Source organism: Paenibacillus sp. FSL H7-689 (assembly GCF_000517905.1).
Taxonomy (GTDB): Bacteria; Bacillota; Bacilli; order Paenibacillales; family Paenibacillaceae; genus Paenibacillus; species Paenibacillus amylolyticus.
The window spans coordinates 498,601-515,230 of sequence record NZ_ASPU01000015.1 but is presented as its reverse complement, the minus strand read 5'-3'; the positions used below and the strand labels follow the sequence as shown (position 1 = coordinate 515,230).

The following is a 16,630-nucleotide window of genomic DNA, read 5'->3' as shown; positions in this document are numbered from 1 at the left end:
ATTAACCATATAGAGCAAGCGGATGAAGAATGAACAGGGAACACCAATTTATAGATGAAGGAAGTGAACGTCCATGAGAGTATCGACAGATTGGCTGTCTGATTATATTTCCCTTGAAGGTGTGACGCCACAGGAATTGGCGGAGAAAATCACCCGTGCGGGTGTCGAAATTGATGTAGTGGAGAACCGCAACAAGGGCGTCAATAAAGTTGTTGTAGGTTATGTGAAGAGCAAGGAGAAACACCCCGATGCAGACAAACTGAATGTATGTGTCATTGATGCTGGTCAGGAAGAAGATCTTCAGATCGTGTGTGGTGCGAAAAATGTGGATGCAGGCCAAAAAGTAGTCGTAGCCCTGGTTGGAGCAAAGCTCCCTGGTGGATTGGATATCAAAAAAGCCAAACTGCGCGGTGTTGTCTCCCTTGGCATGATCTGTTCCGCCAAAGAGCTGGGCATGAACGACAAATTGCTGCCGAAAGATCAGCAGGAAGGTATTCTCGTTCTGCCGGAACAAACAGAGGTTGGCACGCCAATCAGTCAGGTTCTTGGTCTTGACGATCATGTGCTTGAACTGGACCTGACACCGAACCGTTCCGACTGTCTCAGCATGCGTGGTGCAGCTTATGAAGTGGGTGCCATTCTGGGTCGTGAAGTGAAGCTGCCAAGTCCCAAAGACCAACTGGTTGAAATTGGTGATGCAGCCGCGAATCATATCTCTGTAGAGATCAAGGCACAGGAGCAATGCATTCACTATGCAGCTCGTTATGTAACTGGCATTAAGCTGGGTGCTTCCCCGCTGTGGATGCAAAACCGTCTCATGGCGGCAGGTGTTCGCCCAATCAATAACATCGTTGATATCACGAACTATGTCATGCTGGAATACGGTCAACCGCTACATGCATTCGATGCGGATAAGCTGGAAAAGGGCCATATTGAAGTGCGGATGGCCAACGAAGGCGAAACGATTGTTACGTTAGATGGCCAAGAGCGCAAGCTGGAGCCGCACATGTTGCTCATCACAGACGGCGTGAAACCGGTAGCCATCGCTGGGGTTATGGGTGGGGAGAATTCCGAAGTATCGGAAGGCACGGTGAATCTGTTGCTGGAGTCCGCCAAGTTCGATGGCGGAACCGTTCGGAAAACGTCGCGCCAACTGGGGCTGCGTTCCGAAGCAAGCATGCGTTTTGAGAAGGAAGTAGACCCGGGTGCGGTCATTACGGCTTTGGATCGTGCGGCTGAACTGATTCAGCGTTATGCTGAAGGTGAAGTGCACCAGGGAATCGTGGAAGCTGGAGCAGAAGCTGCGGAGAAACGTGTAATTCAATTGTCGCTGGACCGACTGAATCGTTATCTGGGAACCGATCTGTCTTTGCTTGAGGTAAAAACGATCTTCGCTCGCTTGCACTTTGCATGTGGTGATGCTGATCAAGGATTGCTGGATGTGGAAGTGCCAACACGCAGAGGGGATATTACGCTTGATGTAGACTTGTTTGAAGAGATTGCACGCCTGTACGGATACGACAACATTCCAACCACATGGATTGAAGGACCGACGACTCCAGGGGCATATACACGCTCTCAAGCAATGCGCCGCACGATTCGTGGATTGCTCTCAGGCAGTGGCTGGCAGGAAATGATCAGTTACTCCTTTGTACACCCGGATAAAGCGACCCTGTTTCCGGCGTTGACACAAGGAAGTAAAGCCGTGAAACTCGCGATGCCTATGAGCGAGGACCGCAGTGTGCTTCGTACGAGTATTTTGCCGCAAATGCTGGATGCAGCGGTGTATAACATGAACCGTAAACAGGATTCACTGGCTGTATTTGAAGTGGGCAATGTGTTCTTCACTGAAGAAGATCAGTTGACCAAGCAACCACATGAGATTCCGGTACTGGGCTTGTTGCTCACTGGTAATCGTGCAAGCCAGCAGTGGAATGTTGGAGCGGAGAAAGTAGACTTCTTCGATCTGAAAGGTGCTCTTGAGCATCTGTTCGCCTATGTGGGGCTTGAACAACGCATTCGCTTGGTAGCAAACAGCCCTGAAGGATTCCATCCGGGACGTTCCGCATCGGTTTACCTGGAAGGTAAGGATGGCGGGGAAGGCACATTGATCGGTACATTGGGTCAATTGCATCCGGAACTGCAACAGCAGTATGATCTGAATGATGTGTACATCGCAGAGATTGCACTTGAATCGATCTACAATGAAGCAGACGCTGACATTCGTTATCGTGAACTTCCGCGTTTCCCAGCCATGGAACGTGATATTGCGGTTGTTGTGAATGAGGATATTGAAGCGGTAGATATGCTGCGCACCATTCGTGAATCGGCGGGTGAATTGTTACAAACTGTACAGGTGTTCGATGTGTTTACTGGTAGTAAACTGGGTGAAAACAAGAAAAGCGTGGCGATGGCACTGGTATACCGGAATCGTGAACGTACACTGACCGATGAGGAAGTTACTGAAGTTCACGCCCGTGTAGTGGCTCGTCTGGAAGAGCAATTCGGAGCGGAATTGCGTAAATAGGACAAAAGAAGATTTTTTGAACAAAGATTAGCAGGAATTGTTTGAAGTCACATCGAATCCTTAGCATTAGAGGATCGATGTGACTTTTTTGTGATTACAGCTTAGAATCAACATACAGACTTGAAGGAGGGCACAACTGTGACTACACCTGATCGTACACGCGTCACCGTAGAGATCTACGGGACTTCCTATAAACTGGTTGGCAGCAGTGCCGACTATATGAAACAAGTAGCTAACCTGGTGGATGAGCGTATGGGCGCAATCTCCAAGCAAAATTCCCGTCTGGATACTCCGCGTATTGCGGTACTGGCGGCTGTACATATGGCTGAACAGTCTCTTCAGACTCAGGAAATCCGTAATGAACTGAAGATGCTCACTGGAGAACGTACAGAACTGAGAAACGAATTGAATCGGTTGAACGCCATACAAAATGAACATCAACAAGAATTGGAACGGCGTGACCAGGCTCTTGCTGATTTGCAACAGCTGAAGATTGAAGCAGAGCAGGCGTTGCAAAAGTCCGAATCGGACAAAAATTCAGAGATAGCCAAGTTGAATAAGCTGCTGGAGCAAGAACGCGCTCAAGCAACGGAGCGAGTGCAGAAATTGCAGGCCCAAGCGACAGCACAACTGAAGGAAGCAGAAGCCAAGGGAACGAAACAGCTGAAGGAAATGGAAGAGAAAGCGGCTAACCAGCTTAAAAATGCACAGGCACAGGCTGCTTCCCAGCTCAAAGAAGCTCAAAACCGTTCTGTAGCCGAATTGCAGCAGGCGCAGGCCAAAGCTGCGGCGCAATATAAAGAGTTGCAGGACAAGACTGCAGCTCAATTAAAAGAAGCCGAAAGCCGTGCCGTTGCAGAACGTCAACAGATTGAAGCCAAGGCTGCGCAGCAGGTCCAGACAGCCAAGGAAGAAGCCGAGTCGGCCATTTTGTCAGAGTTGGAGCAGGCAGAGAGCAATCTGAAGAAAGCTCAGGAAGAGGCAGCGCTGCAATATAACGAACTTCAGCAACAGATGGAACTTCGTCTTCAACAGGCTGAAGAAAAAGCGCTGCAACAGACACAAGAGCTCACGGATCAGGCGAATCAGGAACGGGCTGACTTGCAGGAACAAGCGGAGCAGAAGCGCCTGACTGAGATAAATCAGTTGAATGCGGAGTTCAAGGCGTTATCCGAGCAGTTGGAACTCGAATGGATGGAGAAAGAAGCAGCCCTCGAGGAACAATTGCAGCAAGCCAAGGAAGCAGCAGCGTCCCAGGCGAAAGAAGCCGAAGCGGCGGCAGAGGCCTTGTTGCAAGAAGAACAGGGCAAGCTCAAGCAGCAACTTGAGGAACAACGTAAACAGGCGGAGGCTCGACTATTAGATGTCGAAGAACAATTAGAAGAAGTAATGACCCAGCTCATTAGTGCACAGGACTTGGTTGCAGAGCAAGAACAGCAGCTTCAGCATGAGCGTGGTCAATTGGAATCGTTACGTCATGAGCATGGGGTCCGTAAACAGGAACAGGAAGTTCAGACTCGTCGAATTACGGAACTGGAGCAACAACTGGAGCAGTTGAAAGAGGACCGTTCCCAGTTGCAGGAGCTTCTGCGTGAAACGGAACAGGCTGCCCAGCAATCCCGTGATCTACAGGAACAATGGAAGCAGAAGTATAATGAAACTGTGGATAGAGAAACCTCTCTCGCAGCGCAGCTACGCAAACTTCAGGAGCAACATGCACAGCTTGAACAGGAAGCCCAAAAGCTTCGTGAGGCTGAAGTGAAGTCGGAAGAGGAACAGCGCAGACTGCAAAAAGTGCTTGAACAGGCTCATGCTGCGGTGCGTACATTGCAGAATGAGATCGGGACGCTTACGGAACGTGAGCAGTCCTTGAAGGATCTTGCTGAGCAGCGATTGGCTGAAATCGGAGACCTGGAGAATCAGATTCTTGAAGTTGCTGAACAAAATGAAACGTTGGAGTCTGGTGTGCAATCCCTTCATGATGAATTGTCCGTGGTGAAGGAAGAGTCTCGTTTCAACCATGAAGAGGCTGTGCAATACCAGAAGGATGCAGAGCTTTTGGAAGAGAAACGCAATCAGCTTGAAGTTGAGCTAAATGTTGTTCGGGAAGAGCTGAACCGACTTCAGGATAACTATAAACAAATCCGTAATGATTACAGTGATGCATTACAACGGGAAGAGAATTACAGTTCCAAGCTGGATGAATTGAGCAAGGAGAAACAAGAGATTGTGAGCGCACTTGAAGAAGCGAGACAGTCTTCGGCTAAACTTTCCGAGCGTTACTCTGAGCAAGAGAGCCGGCTAGCCCAGACTGAGGAAGAAGCGTTGGAATGGCAGATCAAATACGAAGAACTGTCAGCCAAACAGACCGAGTTGGCATCCCGTTTGGAGCAGTTGACAAGACGTGAAGAAGAACTTCGCTCAAGCGTTGAACAAGCAGAGCAGAACGACCAGGTGTGGCAACGCCGTGCAGATGAATGGGCGGCTCAGGAACAATCCTGGCAGGAACGCTGGGCTACACTTGAGAATGAACTGACGGTTTGGAAGAGAGAAAGTGCGGCAAGTAGTGAGTTGCTGGAGGGACTGGAACAAGAACGACAGCAGCTGGACAAGTTACGTGCAGAAGCGACCCAAGAGAAAGAGATCATGGAAACTGAACTGCTTGAGATGGGGGAGCGTTACGAACTAGCGGCCAATCAATTACGTTTGTTACAGGTTGAACGTGAAATGGAGCAGGAGAAGGCAGAGCAGCTGAACACGGAATATCGTCAGTTGCATGATGAATATACGAAATTGCAGACGGAATATAACGAATGGATTGAATTGATTGAACAGGACCAGACCTAGCGGAATGAATGCAGCAGAACTGGCTCGTGGGCAACGTACTCTGGTACAATTTGTTATACTAAAAGAAGGAGCTCCCGTCGCTGCGGGGGCTCCTTGTCTTGAATACTATTCTTCAACGATAATTTTGGAGATCATGCTACTGTGTCCTGAACCACAGAAGACAGAACAGGACATTTCAAACTCACCAACTTTGTCCGGGGTTATGACTTTGGAGCTATTTTTGGTATCCAGTTGAAGATTCAGCTCAGGCACAAGGATACCGTGATTTCCGTTTTCATTTTTATAAACAATGTTAACGGGAACGCCTTTTTTAAGATGGTACTCAGGTTGATCGAATTCATAGTTACTTGCCTTGATGACCAATTCTTCACTGGCTGTAACTCCAGCATCAGCATCGGATCCATTGCTGCCAGATTCTGCGGACTGTTTTGCTCCTCCACATGCAGTGAGGACCAGAATTAACATACAGGCAGCAAGCCATGTTATGCCTTTCTTCATCATGTGCCTCCTTAAAGCGTGATATGGATAAAATTTGAATGATTGCTCCAGTCATCATACCGCAATATGTGGATGCCTGTACACGCTGCGTATGTCGTTTTTTTGAAAATTGTACGTGCACGGCAGAGCCGTGTGTACTGCCCGAATGAAATAAACCCCTTCCGGCACAGGGCCTTCAGAGGTTTAGGAGAATACACGGGGACGTTAGGGTGAAGTGGAGATTAACTTTTGGAGCTTCGTCCGGCATCAAAAGGGGTGGATACCGGGATGAATAGATCGATAATCCCGATAACCAGCGCAGCGAGAATGGCACCGAGCAGGCTGACTTCAACATGATCTACAACATATTGACCAAGCCAAATCACCAGTGCGCTAACGATAAATCCGACAATACCGCGACCAAACGGGTTGACTCTTTTGCCGAAGATACCTTCAACGATCCAGCCGAGCAGGGCAATGACAAGAGCAAGCAACAGAGCGCTCCAGAAGCCACCAACGGCGAATCCGGGAACGATCCAGCTGACCACCATTAATACAATTGCAGCGATGACAAATCGCACGACATGTCCCAGGAAATTCATGGTGTTTACCTCCTTTTATTCGGATTGAACTGAGCAGGGCAACTCCAAGGGGATGGAGAGGTTGCACAATCCTGACACCTGTAGTTTGTGGTGTTATGGTTGAAGTTATGTGTGGAAGGATTCGTTAAATAGCGTAAGAAAGTTTCTTTCGTTATAATACAGATATAGTTTGGAAGGAGTTGTACACTTGGACACGAAAATTTTACACACACTGGAATATCGCAAAATTTTAAATACATTGCTTAGCTTTGCCCAGACGACCATGGGAAAAAAGAAAGCGGAGCAACTTGAACCAAGCAGTGAACTTGAAGAAGTGAAGCGGTTGCTGCAGCAAACCGATGAAGCCTTCACATTTGATCGCTTGAAAGGCTCACCGTCGTTTGGGGGAATTGTAGATATTACGGCTTCCATCAAACGTGCTGAAATTGGAGGGACACTTAACCCTCACGAACTTTTGGGAATATCCAATACAACCTTTGCAGCGCGGCGATTGAAACGTCAGATTGGTACTTTGCATGAAGATGAGCCCATCGAATCTTTGTTCTATATCAGTGATCAACTGTCAGAGCAAAAAACGCTTGAGGATGCAATCAAAATCTGTATTGACGATAATGCAGAGGTTGCCGACAGTGCAAGCGTTACGTTGGCGCAGATTCGTCGTGAGCTGCGAGGCGGAGAAGCGCGGATTCGCGAAAAACTGGATTCCATGATTCGATCCTCTACCGTATCCAAGATGCTTCAGGATCAGCTCATCACCATCAGAGGAGACCGTTTTGTTATCCCGGTGAAAGCTGAATATCGTTCGTACTTTGGCGGGATTGTGCACGATCAATCCGGTTCGGGTGCGACATTGTTCATTGAGCCGGAATCGATTGTTGCAATGAACAACAAATTACGTGAAACCCGGATTCGGGAAGAACGCGAAATAGAAATTATTTTGCAGAAATTGACGGCACTTGTCAGTGAGCAGGGAGAGTGGCTGTTGTATGATGTCGACTTGCTGGGATCACTTGATTTTATCTTTGCCAAAGCACGTCTGGCTCGTGAACTGAAAGCAACATTGCCTCGCATGAATGACCGCGGGTTCCTGAAGCTCAAGAAAGGCCGTCATCCACTGATTCCGATTGAAAACGTGGTTCCAATTGACATAGAGTTGGGCAATGATTACACATCCATTATCGTGACAGGTCCCAATACGGGTGGTAAAACGGTAACGCTCAAAACGATTGGATTGCTGAGCCTGATGGCCATGTCCGGTTTATTTGTTCCGGCTGAGGATGGCAGTCAGTTATGTGTATTTGATGCGATCTATGCAGACATTGGGGACGAGCAGAGTATCGAGCAGAATCTGAGTACTTTCTCCAGTCATATGACCAACATCATTCGTATTCTGAAAAACATGACACCAAAAAGTTTGGTATTGCTCGATGAACTTGGCGCAGGGACAGATCCGGCTGAAGGTTCCGCACTGGCGATCTCCATGCTGGAGCATATGCACCGGACGGGATGTCGCATGGTTGCAACCACTCACTACAGTGAACTGAAAGCATACGCATATGAGCGTAAAGGTGTTATTAATGCCAGCATGGAATTTGACATCAATACACTGAGTCCAACCTATCGCCTTCTGGTGGGTGTACCTGGACGAAGTAATGCATTTGCCATTGCAGAGCGACTGGGACTGCCGGGTTACATTCTCGACTACGCCCGTGGCGAAGTGAAGGAAGAGGATCAACGGATTGAGCACATGATTGCTTCTCTTGAAGAGAACCGTCTTACGGCCGAACAAGAGCGTGAGAAGGCAGAGAGCTTGCGCCAGGATATGGAGAAATTACGCAGTCGTCATCAGACCGAACTGGAGAAGCTGGAACAACAGCGTGATCGCCGGATTGAAAAAGCAGAAGAAGATGCACGCAGCATTGTGGACAAGGCTCGCGCGGAAGCGGAGAAGATTATAGCAGATCTTCGCCTGTTGGCTATGGAAGAAGGTGCTTCTGTGAAGGAGCACAAACTCATTGCTGCCCGCAAACAGCTGGACGAGGCTGAACCGGAGAAACGCAGAAAAACGGTCAAGAAGACGGCAACAGCGCCGAAGACTCGTGCTATCGGTCCTGGTGATGAAGTGCTTGTCTACAGTTTGAATCAAAAAGGCCATGTTGTAGAGATGGCGGGTAGCAAAGACGCTATGGTACAACTGGGGATTATGAAAATGAAAGTATCCCTGGATGACCTGGAACTGCAGCAATCGGCTCCCGCAGTCAAACCAAAGCAAAAACCGGTAACGGGTATGAAGCGCACACGTGATGACAATGTGAAAAGTGAATTGGATCTGCGTGGTACCAACCTGGAAGAAGCCCTGATGGAGACAGACCGGTTCATTGATGAAGCTTTCCTTGCCAACCTGGGCCAAGTTTATATTATTCACGGTAAAGGTACAGGAATTTTACGTTCCGGTATTCAGGATTACCTGCGTAAGCATAAACATATTAAAAGCTATCGGCTGGGCAATTACGGAGAAGGCGGGAACGGTGTGACCGTCGCAGAATTGGAATAGCCGGTCCATGAATCAATGATATTCTGCGACCTTATTCATGAAGGTCGCAGATGGGAGAGGGGAACGGTGCGTGATAGAAAGCATTGACCAATTGCTGTCTCATCCCTTGGGGATGGTACTCGGTTTTTTCTCGGTAGCGATTATGGAGCTGCTCGTATTTCTGGCTTGCTTCGAACTGGTGACCAAGTATAAATGCTGGACGGAGATCAAGAAGGGCAATGTGGCCGTTGCGATGGCTACAGGAGGTAAGATCTTCGGGATCTGCAACGTATTGCGGTTCTGCATACAAGCGAAATCTTCGGTATATGAAGCCATGACATGGTCATTCGTAGGGTTTATCCTTCTGCTCATTGCCTACTTTTTGTTCGAATTCCTGACACCCGTGTTCTCCATTGACAAGGAGATCGAATCGGATAACCGAGCTGTCGGATTGATATCCATGATTATTTCAGTCTCGCTGTCGTTTGTTATTGGCGCGAGCATTATCTAGGGGGACTGGTCATGAAGATATTGATACGGATTCTGTTTGCGGCATCGATCGTGTTTTTTGCCATCGGTGTCATCTATGTAATGAATACATGATTATATGAAAGAGAAAGGTTGATCAATATGGAAACAACAGTATGCCCTTGGTGTCAGACGGAGATTGTATGGGATGAGGAACTCGGTCCTGAAGAAGAGTGTCCTTATTGTCACAATGAGTTAAAAGGATACCGTACACTCAACATTAACATCGATGATGAAGAGAACGATGAAGCTGAGGACGACATCTATGATGTAGACGATGTAACGAACGAGAAACAGACTACGGATCTTTCAGATCTGTGGGGGGATGAAGTTGAACTCAAATTGCCGGAGTTGCGAACGTTAACCAAATACGCGGATGAAGGTAATGATCTCATTCAGTATGAACAAGGTGTACAGAAGCAACTTGATCATCAAGAAGAAGTACCGGAGTGCCCGAATTGCCGGGAATTCATGATTCTCGCAGGTACACAAGTTGCAACGCAGGATAACTTCACACCAGTTGCTAACGCAGCTTCAGGCGAAGGGTCACTATTGGCATCACCGTTTAAAGTATTGACCTATGTATGCTCGGGATGTTTCCAAGTTCAATACAGTTTGTCTGAGGAAGATCGTCTGCGTCTGATCAAGAACCTGAGTACGCAGGAATAAACATTTTGGAGATTCTAACCAATTTCATAGCAATCCTGAAGATTCATCATGTTTTCCTCTTGCTTGGGGCACGTTAACCCTAAGACCTACCTGTACATAGTTCAATTCAGGTGGATGAAGGAGGAGCAGATGAAGATTACTTTAGGCCGACAATCCATTCTGCTTTTGGGCGTGAATGGATTGTTTGCGTTAGCCGGAGCGCTGTCGGGAACCTTTTTGAATGTGTTTCTGTGGAAAAGCCGTCCGGATTATGCCATGTTGGGGTGGTTCACTCTCAGCCAGCAACTGGCCATTGGACTGACATTCTGGCTTGCTGGCAAATGGGTCAAGGAACACAATAAAATGAGTGCACTACGACTAGGTACTGCGCTGTCCGGCATATTTTATATGATAGTCCTCTGGGCTGGTTCCAAAGCTGTAGACTGGATATGGCCTCTGGGTATGCTACTAGGTTGTTCCTTGGGGTTATTCTGGATTGCATTTAATGTTGTGTATTTTGAAATAACGGATCGGGAAAACAGGGATTTATTCAATGGCTGGGTCGGGTTACTTGGTTCGATGACAGGAATTATAGGTCCATGGTTCTCCGGTCTGATTATTACTCGCATGACAGACAACACGGGATATCGGCTCATCTTCACGGTATCACTCGTTATTTATGTCATAGCAGTAGTTTTTAGTTTTTTTCTGAAAAAAAGAAAGGTGAGCGGTACATACCGCTGGTCGGAACCTTGGATACAGCTATCCAAGCGGGATAGTCCCTGGAGGACCTTAGGCTTGGGTTTATTCGCTCAGGGTGCACGTGAAGGTGTCTTTGCCTTCCTGATTGCACTGCTTGTATATTTGGCTACCGCACAGGAGTACAAATTGGGGCAGTTCTCACTCATCACTTCTGCTGTGGCACTAGTAAGTTATTGGGCAGCCGGGAAATGGTTTAAACCACAGTATAGATCAAAAGGCATGTTCATTGGAGCCCTCATTCTGCTCGTTGTGCTTCTTCCTCTTCTCTGGAAAGTGACCTATGGTACGCTGTTAATCATGGGGATTGGGAGTGCTGTTGCGATGCCGTTATATGTATTACCGATGATATCAGCGGGATTCGACATGATGGGCACAAGTGGCGAAAATGTGGAGAAAAGGGTTGAACTTGTCGTTTTGAGAGAGTTATGCCTGATGCTTGGCAGACTATGTGGGTTGGCCATATTTATTGTGACGGTCTTAAATGCTCCGTCTCTACGCATGTTGACCTGGCTTATTATTGTCCTTGGTGCTTCTCCGCTAATTGGATGGATCTTTATGCGCAAGTTATTGAACCGAACGGAAGGACAAGAGCCCTCGGCTTAGCAGGCTTATATAAACAGGGTACAGCGGCGGGAAAAGAGAACTTTCCGTGTGCTGTACCCTGTTTGTAGTTGTATTGATTCAGTTGTTGGTTATACAGGAGATGGTTTATTTGTACGTGTGAGAGAGAACAGATCCATATCAGGGTTTTGTTTGCCAGTAATAGCATCCACAATTAAGGAAGCAGCAATCATGCTGTATACGGTCCCGTTACCTCCATATCCTTCTACAAAATATGAATGCGGATAATCGGGATGTGTACCGATCAGGGGGAGGCCATCATACGTATTACCAAACACAGCGCCCCAGGCATAATCGACTTCAAGATCATCTAAAGGGAAATAGGAACGGACCTCTTCCAGTAGTGTATCTCCCCGGTGTTTTGAACGTATTTCACGTTGATCCTCTCGAGGTGTTTCTTCATCCAAACCGCCTGCGATGATTCTTCCGTCCGGTGTTGTTCGCATATACAAATATGGGCGAGCTGTCTCCCAAATCATGCTGTGTTCAAACCATTCACTAAGATCAGACAACGGTTTGGTAGCAATCGCGTAGGTCGTTTTCAGATAGGCTCCGCGATCCTTTTTGATGTCCTGTGTCTCGTAACCGGCAGCAAATATGACTTTCTTGGCACGGATTTTACCGTTGGCAGTGTGGCAGACTACACCATCTTCATCGTATTCACAGTGTATCATCTCCGTCTGACCATAGATTCGAGCGCCACGCTTATTGGCGGATTCAAACAAGGCATGAACAAAACGATAGGGGTTCACTTCCGCATCTCCCATGGTGTACAGTGCAGCGGGTTTGCTGAAGGGGAAATGCTGGCTTATTTTGTCGGCATCCCACAGTTCAGCTTCAAAACCATAACGCTTCAAGGTCTGATATTCTTCCTCCAATAGGGCCACATCATCTTCACTGCTCGCAAAACAAAAACTTGTTCGTGGGATAAACCAAGGGTCTGTATCCAGGCTGTCTGCAATTTGAGCAAGTTGTTTCATGGCTTCACGACAAAGCTCATAAAAACGTACGCCTTTTGCTTCACCAAAAGTGTGGATACATGAGGTTAGTGTCTTGTCATTGGTGTATTGTAAAAGACCTGTATTGGCAGAACTGCTGCCGTTGGCAATGTCTCGCTTATCAATCACAACAGTGTTAACACCCTGTTCCGTGAGTAGTTTAGATGTCAATGCGCCCCCCATGCCCCCACCAATGATGAGGCAGTCACAAGAGATGTCTTCTTGCAGAGCAGAATAATTAAATGTTGAATTGAAAGTGGAGGGCCAGAAAGGTGTGCCATAGACCAGATCCATTAGAAACATCTCCTTTATAATTTAAATTTGTATACTTTTGTGTGACCGGGTTAACAATAATTGCGCATAAACTTTATGCCGAGGAGGCCATCGAAACATGCAGAATCATACTATGCAAGCGCTGAGTCCTAAGGAATTGAACTACATTGCGGACTCTATCACCAATGAAGAACTGCTGATTAAGCAGTGTGCAGCCACAGCTTCCATCACACATAATCCACAAATTCAACAAGCTCTGAATCACTATGTTCGCTCACATGAACAACATCTGAACACGCTTGTCAATGCATTGCAGCAACATCAGTCTCTTGCACCGGCGCAAGTCAGTAATTGAAGACAACTCTAACTGTATAGGAGGAAAACGCATGTATTCTCAATCTTTATCATCTAATGGCGCTTTTATGCAGGAGCAGGATCTGCTGAAGTCGATTCTTGCAGATTTAAGACGAACCTCGCGCGAATATACGACTGCGACAACGGAAGCTTCCTGCCCCATGACACGTCGAATGTTCACAGACCTGACAAACGATACCCTAAGATTACAAGGGGAACTGTTCAATCTGATGCAGCAAAACAACATGTATTCTGTCTCGTCCAAGGCACTTCGTCAGGACGTGGACAAGCAAATTCAGTCCGCCCACCAGACCCAACAAAAGTGTCAGCAATTCATTCAGGAAAAGAATACGCAGAACAGTTCATATAGCCAAGCTCCTAATGTGTCTCAGCATCAACCGAATTACGGTAACCCTTATTACATGTAACCTTTGCAAAAGAGGTTTGAAGCACCTAACGTTAGAGGACCATACCACCGCTTGCCTGAATTCAGGGCAGGCGGTCTTTTGTCTATGCATCAACGTCAAATTCATGTAATATAAGTATTAATTCATTTTCAGGAACCTGGATGACGCTGGAGGGAAAACCATGAAAGATTTGAACGATCTGCAATTAAAAGTTCTGGATCTGCTGAAGGAAGACGCGAGAAGGACTCCCGCACTGCTGTCGACGCTGCTGGGGGAGTCGGAAGACAAGATCAAGAACGCCGTGGCACAGCTAGAACAAGACCACGTCATCGTGAAATACGCAACCGTCGTGAACTGGAGCAAAATAGATGATGAAAAAGTAACGGCCCTGATTGAAGTGCAGATCACGCCGGAGCGTGGTCGTGGTTTTGAAGGGATTGCCGAACGTATTTATCTCTATCCGCAAGTAAAGTCCGTATATCTCATGTCCGGTGCATACGATCTGCTCGTTGAAGTGGAAGGTGGCAACCTGCGTGAAGTCGCTAATTTTGTGTCGGAGAAACTGTCTCCGATAGACTCTGTACTTTCAACCAAAACGAATTTTATTCTTAAAAAATATAAGCAGGACGGGATTATCTTTGAAGACCATCAGGAAGACAACCGTCTCATGATCTCGCCGTAAAGGAAGATGTGTCATGATAGTGAATGAACAGACAACCGGGAACAACAAGAAAATGACATCTTATCTGGCACCCCTCGTGCAGCAGATACCTCCATCCGGAATTCGTAAATTTTTTGATCTGGTTGGAGACAACAAGGATATTATCACATTGGGTGTGGGTGAACCTGATTTTGTTACCCCTTGGCATATGCGTGAAGCTTGTGTATACTCGCTGGAAAGAGGTATGACCAGCTACACATCCAACGCAGGTATGCCGAAGTTGAGAGAAGCCATCAGTGAATATCTGGATACTCAGTTTGATACCAAATACGATCCCAAGGATGAGATTATTGTTACCGTGGGTGGCAGTGAAGCGATTGACTTGGCTTTGCGCGCATTAATCGTACCTGGCGACGAGATTCTCATTCCTGAACCTTCGTACGTGGCGTATTCACCAATCGCTTCTATCGGTGGCGGTATACCAGTTGGTGTTGAAACCTACGCGAAAGATCAGTTCAAGTTAACGGCCGAAGCACTTGAAGCTGGTATCACACCGAAGTCGAAAGTGGTTATTCTGTGTTATCCGAGTAATCCCACTGGAGCCATCATGACGTATGAAGAGTGGCTGCCTATTGCTGAAGTGATTAAAAAGCATGATCTGATTGTGATCGCGGATGAAATTTACGCTGAATTGACGTATACGCAAAAACATGTTAGCTTTGCAGCTATCCCTGACATGAAGGAGCGGACCATTCTCGTAAGCGGATTTTCGAAGGCTTTTGCAATGACAGGTTGGCGGATCGGTTACATGTGTGGTCATCCTGAGCTTATTGCAGCCATGCTCAAAATCCATCAGTATACGGTAATGTGTGCGCCGGCCATGGGTCAGGTTGCTGCACTTGAGGCGTTGACAAATGGTTTGGGTGAGAAAGATCGGATGGTAGAATCGTATAATCAGCGTAGACGTTTAATTGTGCAGGGCTTCAGAGATATTGGACTTGATTGTCATGAACCTCAGGGAGCATTCTATGCATTCCCGAGCATTCAAAAGACGGGTATGAGTTCAGACCTGTTTGCTGAGCGATTGTTAACGGAGAATAAAGTGGCTGCTGTTCCGGGCAATGTTTTTGGCCCTCAGGGTGAAGGCTTCTTGCGTTGTTCTTACGCTACTTCTGTAACCCAATTAAATGAAGCTTTGGAACGAATCGGAAACTTTGTTTACAAACTGCAAAAAGAGGGTTAATACTAAAGTAGAATCTTTTTACAAAAGTTACATTTTTATCATTGGAAAAAAATAACTTTCTTTTACAAAATAATGTGATATAATTTCAATTTGAAATAAGTTTTCATAAATTTGGAAACCATTTTTCCAAGGAGGGGTTAGCTTTGTTTTGTGTTGAATATGATTTACCGACGAATCGTGGGCACTATCTGGCAGAAGGCGATCATGGCGACCGATGGTCGGTGAAACCCGATAACGCATCTTTGCATGACATTTCCTTGGAAGATGAAATTCATATGCTTCGTCGCAAGATGGAACAGATCTTCCTCGAAGAGAAATCATTCACATCCGATATTGTAATTGAGATCAGCAGTTTGCTGGATTTAAAGATTAATGAATATATGAAGGCTAACCCGATTAAAGCAAAATAACGTTTATGCTGGATTGAAACGTTTCATTAATCGAATTAGAAAGTAAAGAAAGGGAGACCTGAGAAGGTCTTCTTTTTTTGTGTGTAAAGGCAGGGTGATCCCCCGATAAGCCAGGTTATTTTTTTGCGTGGAACAATTGTGATATATTGGACATAGGAGACTAAAGGGGGAACTGGAATGAAGAGATTTTGGGGGCTTACTGCAATCATTTCTATCGTTTTTCTGCTTGCTGGTTGTGGAGGTAAAGATGGTTTTTCCATATTCATCATTGATAACCAAGGAAATCCATCTGTAATCTCAGAGCAGTTACAGGCCAATCTGCAACAGAAACTGGGCGAGGAACCCAAGGTAGAAGTGATCACCAGTGCGATGTATGATGTTCAGAAAATTATGGTAGAATATGCGGCTGGAGGACATGATATCTTTATTTTGCCTGAATCCGACATGAAACAATACGGAAGTAATGGCTCCAATGTTCCGCTGGATGATACTTTTGATCCCAAGAAGTTTGAACGGGGTGTATTTGAGGGTGGAGTATTGGTAGAGAAGGGTGAAGGAGATGGAGGTTCAGATCTCAAGCAAGAATCACATCTTTACGGCATTCCACTCGAAGATATGAAAATGTTTAAAGATGTAGAATATGCTGCGAGCAATTTGTTCGCTACCATTCCAGTGTCATCTTCCAATGTCGAAGAATCCAAAAAAGTGCTGAAGGCGCTGACAGAGTAAAGAAAATTCA

15 protein-coding genes are annotated in these 16,630 nt (G+C 46.6%); 12 read left to right on the top strand and 3 right to left on the bottom strand.

Annotation, left to right across the window (positions count from 1 at the left end; translation table 11 throughout):
• The first annotated feature begins 73 nt into the window (after positions 1-73).
• Together pheT and C170_RS13210 are read left to right on the top strand one after the other, a co-directional pair.
• A complete protein-coding gene (pheT, locus tag C170_RS13215; protein ID WP_036610122.1) occupies positions 74-2,527 on the top strand; it encodes a phenylalanine--tRNA ligase subunit beta in 2,454 nt (817 codons plus the stop codon).
• Between the two features lie 138 nt (positions 2,528-2,665).
• Entirely contained in the window at positions 2,666-5,374 is a 2,709-nt protein-coding gene (locus tag C170_RS13210; RefSeq protein WP_036610119.1) for a cell division protein ZapA, read from the top strand.
• A gap of 105 nt (positions 5,375-5,479) precedes the next feature.
• Here the strand turns inward: C170_RS13210 and C170_RS13205 are convergent, their stop codons facing one another.
• Together C170_RS13205 and C170_RS13200 are read right to left on the bottom strand one after the other, a co-directional pair.
• Positions 5,480-5,872, bottom strand: coding sequence for a cytochrome c oxidase subunit II (locus tag C170_RS13205; RefSeq protein ID WP_036610116.1), 393 nt, complete (start codon positions 5,870-5,872; stop codon positions 5,480-5,482).
• Positions 5,873-6,093: 221 nt separating this feature from the next.
• Positions 6,094-6,453 carry a phage holin family protein gene (locus tag C170_RS13200; protein ID WP_036610114.1) on the bottom strand — a complete coding sequence of 120 codons (360 nt, stop codon included), beginning with the start codon at positions 6,451-6,453 and terminating at the stop codon, positions 6,094-6,096.
• Positions 6,454-6,640: 187 nt separating this feature from the next.
• Between C170_RS13200 and C170_RS13195 the strand changes: the two genes are divergently transcribed.
• From C170_RS13195 to C170_RS13180, 4 genes are all read left to right on the top strand, one after another.
• Positions 6,641-9,007, top strand: a complete 2,367-nt coding sequence (locus tag C170_RS13195) for an endonuclease MutS2 (protein WP_036610112.1) — start codon at positions 6,641-6,643, stop codon at positions 9,005-9,007.
• 70 nt (positions 9,008-9,077) lie between these two features.
• Entirely contained in the window at positions 9,078-9,497 is a 420-nt protein-coding gene (locus C170_RS13190) for a DUF350 domain-containing protein (RefSeq protein ID WP_036610109.1), read from the top strand.
• Positions 9,498-9,616: 119 nt separating this feature from the next.
• Positions 9,617-10,183 carry a hypothetical protein gene (locus tag C170_RS13185; RefSeq protein ID WP_036610107.1) on the top strand — a complete coding sequence of 189 codons (567 nt, stop codon included), beginning with the start codon at positions 9,617-9,619 and terminating at the stop codon, positions 10,181-10,183.
• Between the two features lie 129 nt (positions 10,184-10,312).
• Positions 10,313-11,527: an MFS transporter gene (locus C170_RS13180; protein ID WP_036610105.1), complete on the top strand. Its 1,215-nt coding sequence runs from the start codon at positions 10,313-10,315 to the stop codon at positions 11,525-11,527.
• An 89-nt stretch (positions 11,528-11,616) separates the two neighbouring features.
• Here the strand turns inward: C170_RS13180 and C170_RS13175 are convergent, their stop codons facing one another.
• Positions 11,617-12,837, bottom strand: a complete 1,221-nt coding sequence (locus C170_RS13175) for an NAD(P)/FAD-dependent oxidoreductase (RefSeq protein WP_036610103.1) — start codon at positions 12,835-12,837, stop codon at positions 11,617-11,619.
• 97 nt (positions 12,838-12,934) lie between these two features.
• On the opposite strand from C170_RS13175, the gene C170_RS13170 reads away from it, so the two are divergent.
• The 6 genes from C170_RS13170 (at position 12,935) to C170_RS13145 (ending at position 16,620) form a co-directional block, all read left to right on the top strand.
• Positions 12,935-13,171, top strand: coding sequence for a hypothetical protein (locus C170_RS13170; protein ID WP_036610100.1), 237 nt, complete (start codon positions 12,935-12,937; stop codon positions 13,169-13,171).
• A 31-nt stretch (positions 13,172-13,202) separates the two neighbouring features.
• Positions 13,203-13,598 (top strand): spore coat protein, encoded by a 396-nt coding sequence (locus C170_RS13165; protein ID WP_017689630.1) that lies wholly within the window; start codon positions 13,203-13,205, stop codon positions 13,596-13,598.
• 160 nt (positions 13,599-13,758) lie between these two features.
• Complete coding sequence (locus C170_RS13160) at positions 13,759-14,259, top strand: Lrp/AsnC family transcriptional regulator (RefSeq protein WP_024628343.1); 501 nt, start codon at positions 13,759-13,761, stop codon at positions 14,257-14,259.
• Between the two features lie 13 nt (positions 14,260-14,272).
• A complete protein-coding gene (locus C170_RS13155) occupies positions 14,273-15,481 on the top strand; it encodes an aminotransferase class I/II-fold pyridoxal phosphate-dependent enzyme (RefSeq protein ID WP_036610094.1) in 1,209 nt (402 codons plus the stop codon).
• 188 nt (positions 15,482-15,669) lie between these two features.
• Positions 15,670-15,891, top strand: a complete 222-nt coding sequence (locus C170_RS13150; RefSeq protein ID WP_179198508.1) for an aspartyl-phosphate phosphatase Spo0E family protein — start codon at positions 15,670-15,672, stop codon at positions 15,889-15,891.
• Positions 15,892-16,068: 177 nt separating this feature from the next.
• Positions 16,069-16,620: a hypothetical protein gene (locus C170_RS13145; RefSeq protein ID WP_017689626.1), complete on the top strand. Its 552-nt coding sequence runs from the start codon at positions 16,069-16,071 to the stop codon at positions 16,618-16,620.
• The last annotated feature ends 10 nt before the right edge of the window (positions 16,621-16,630 follow it).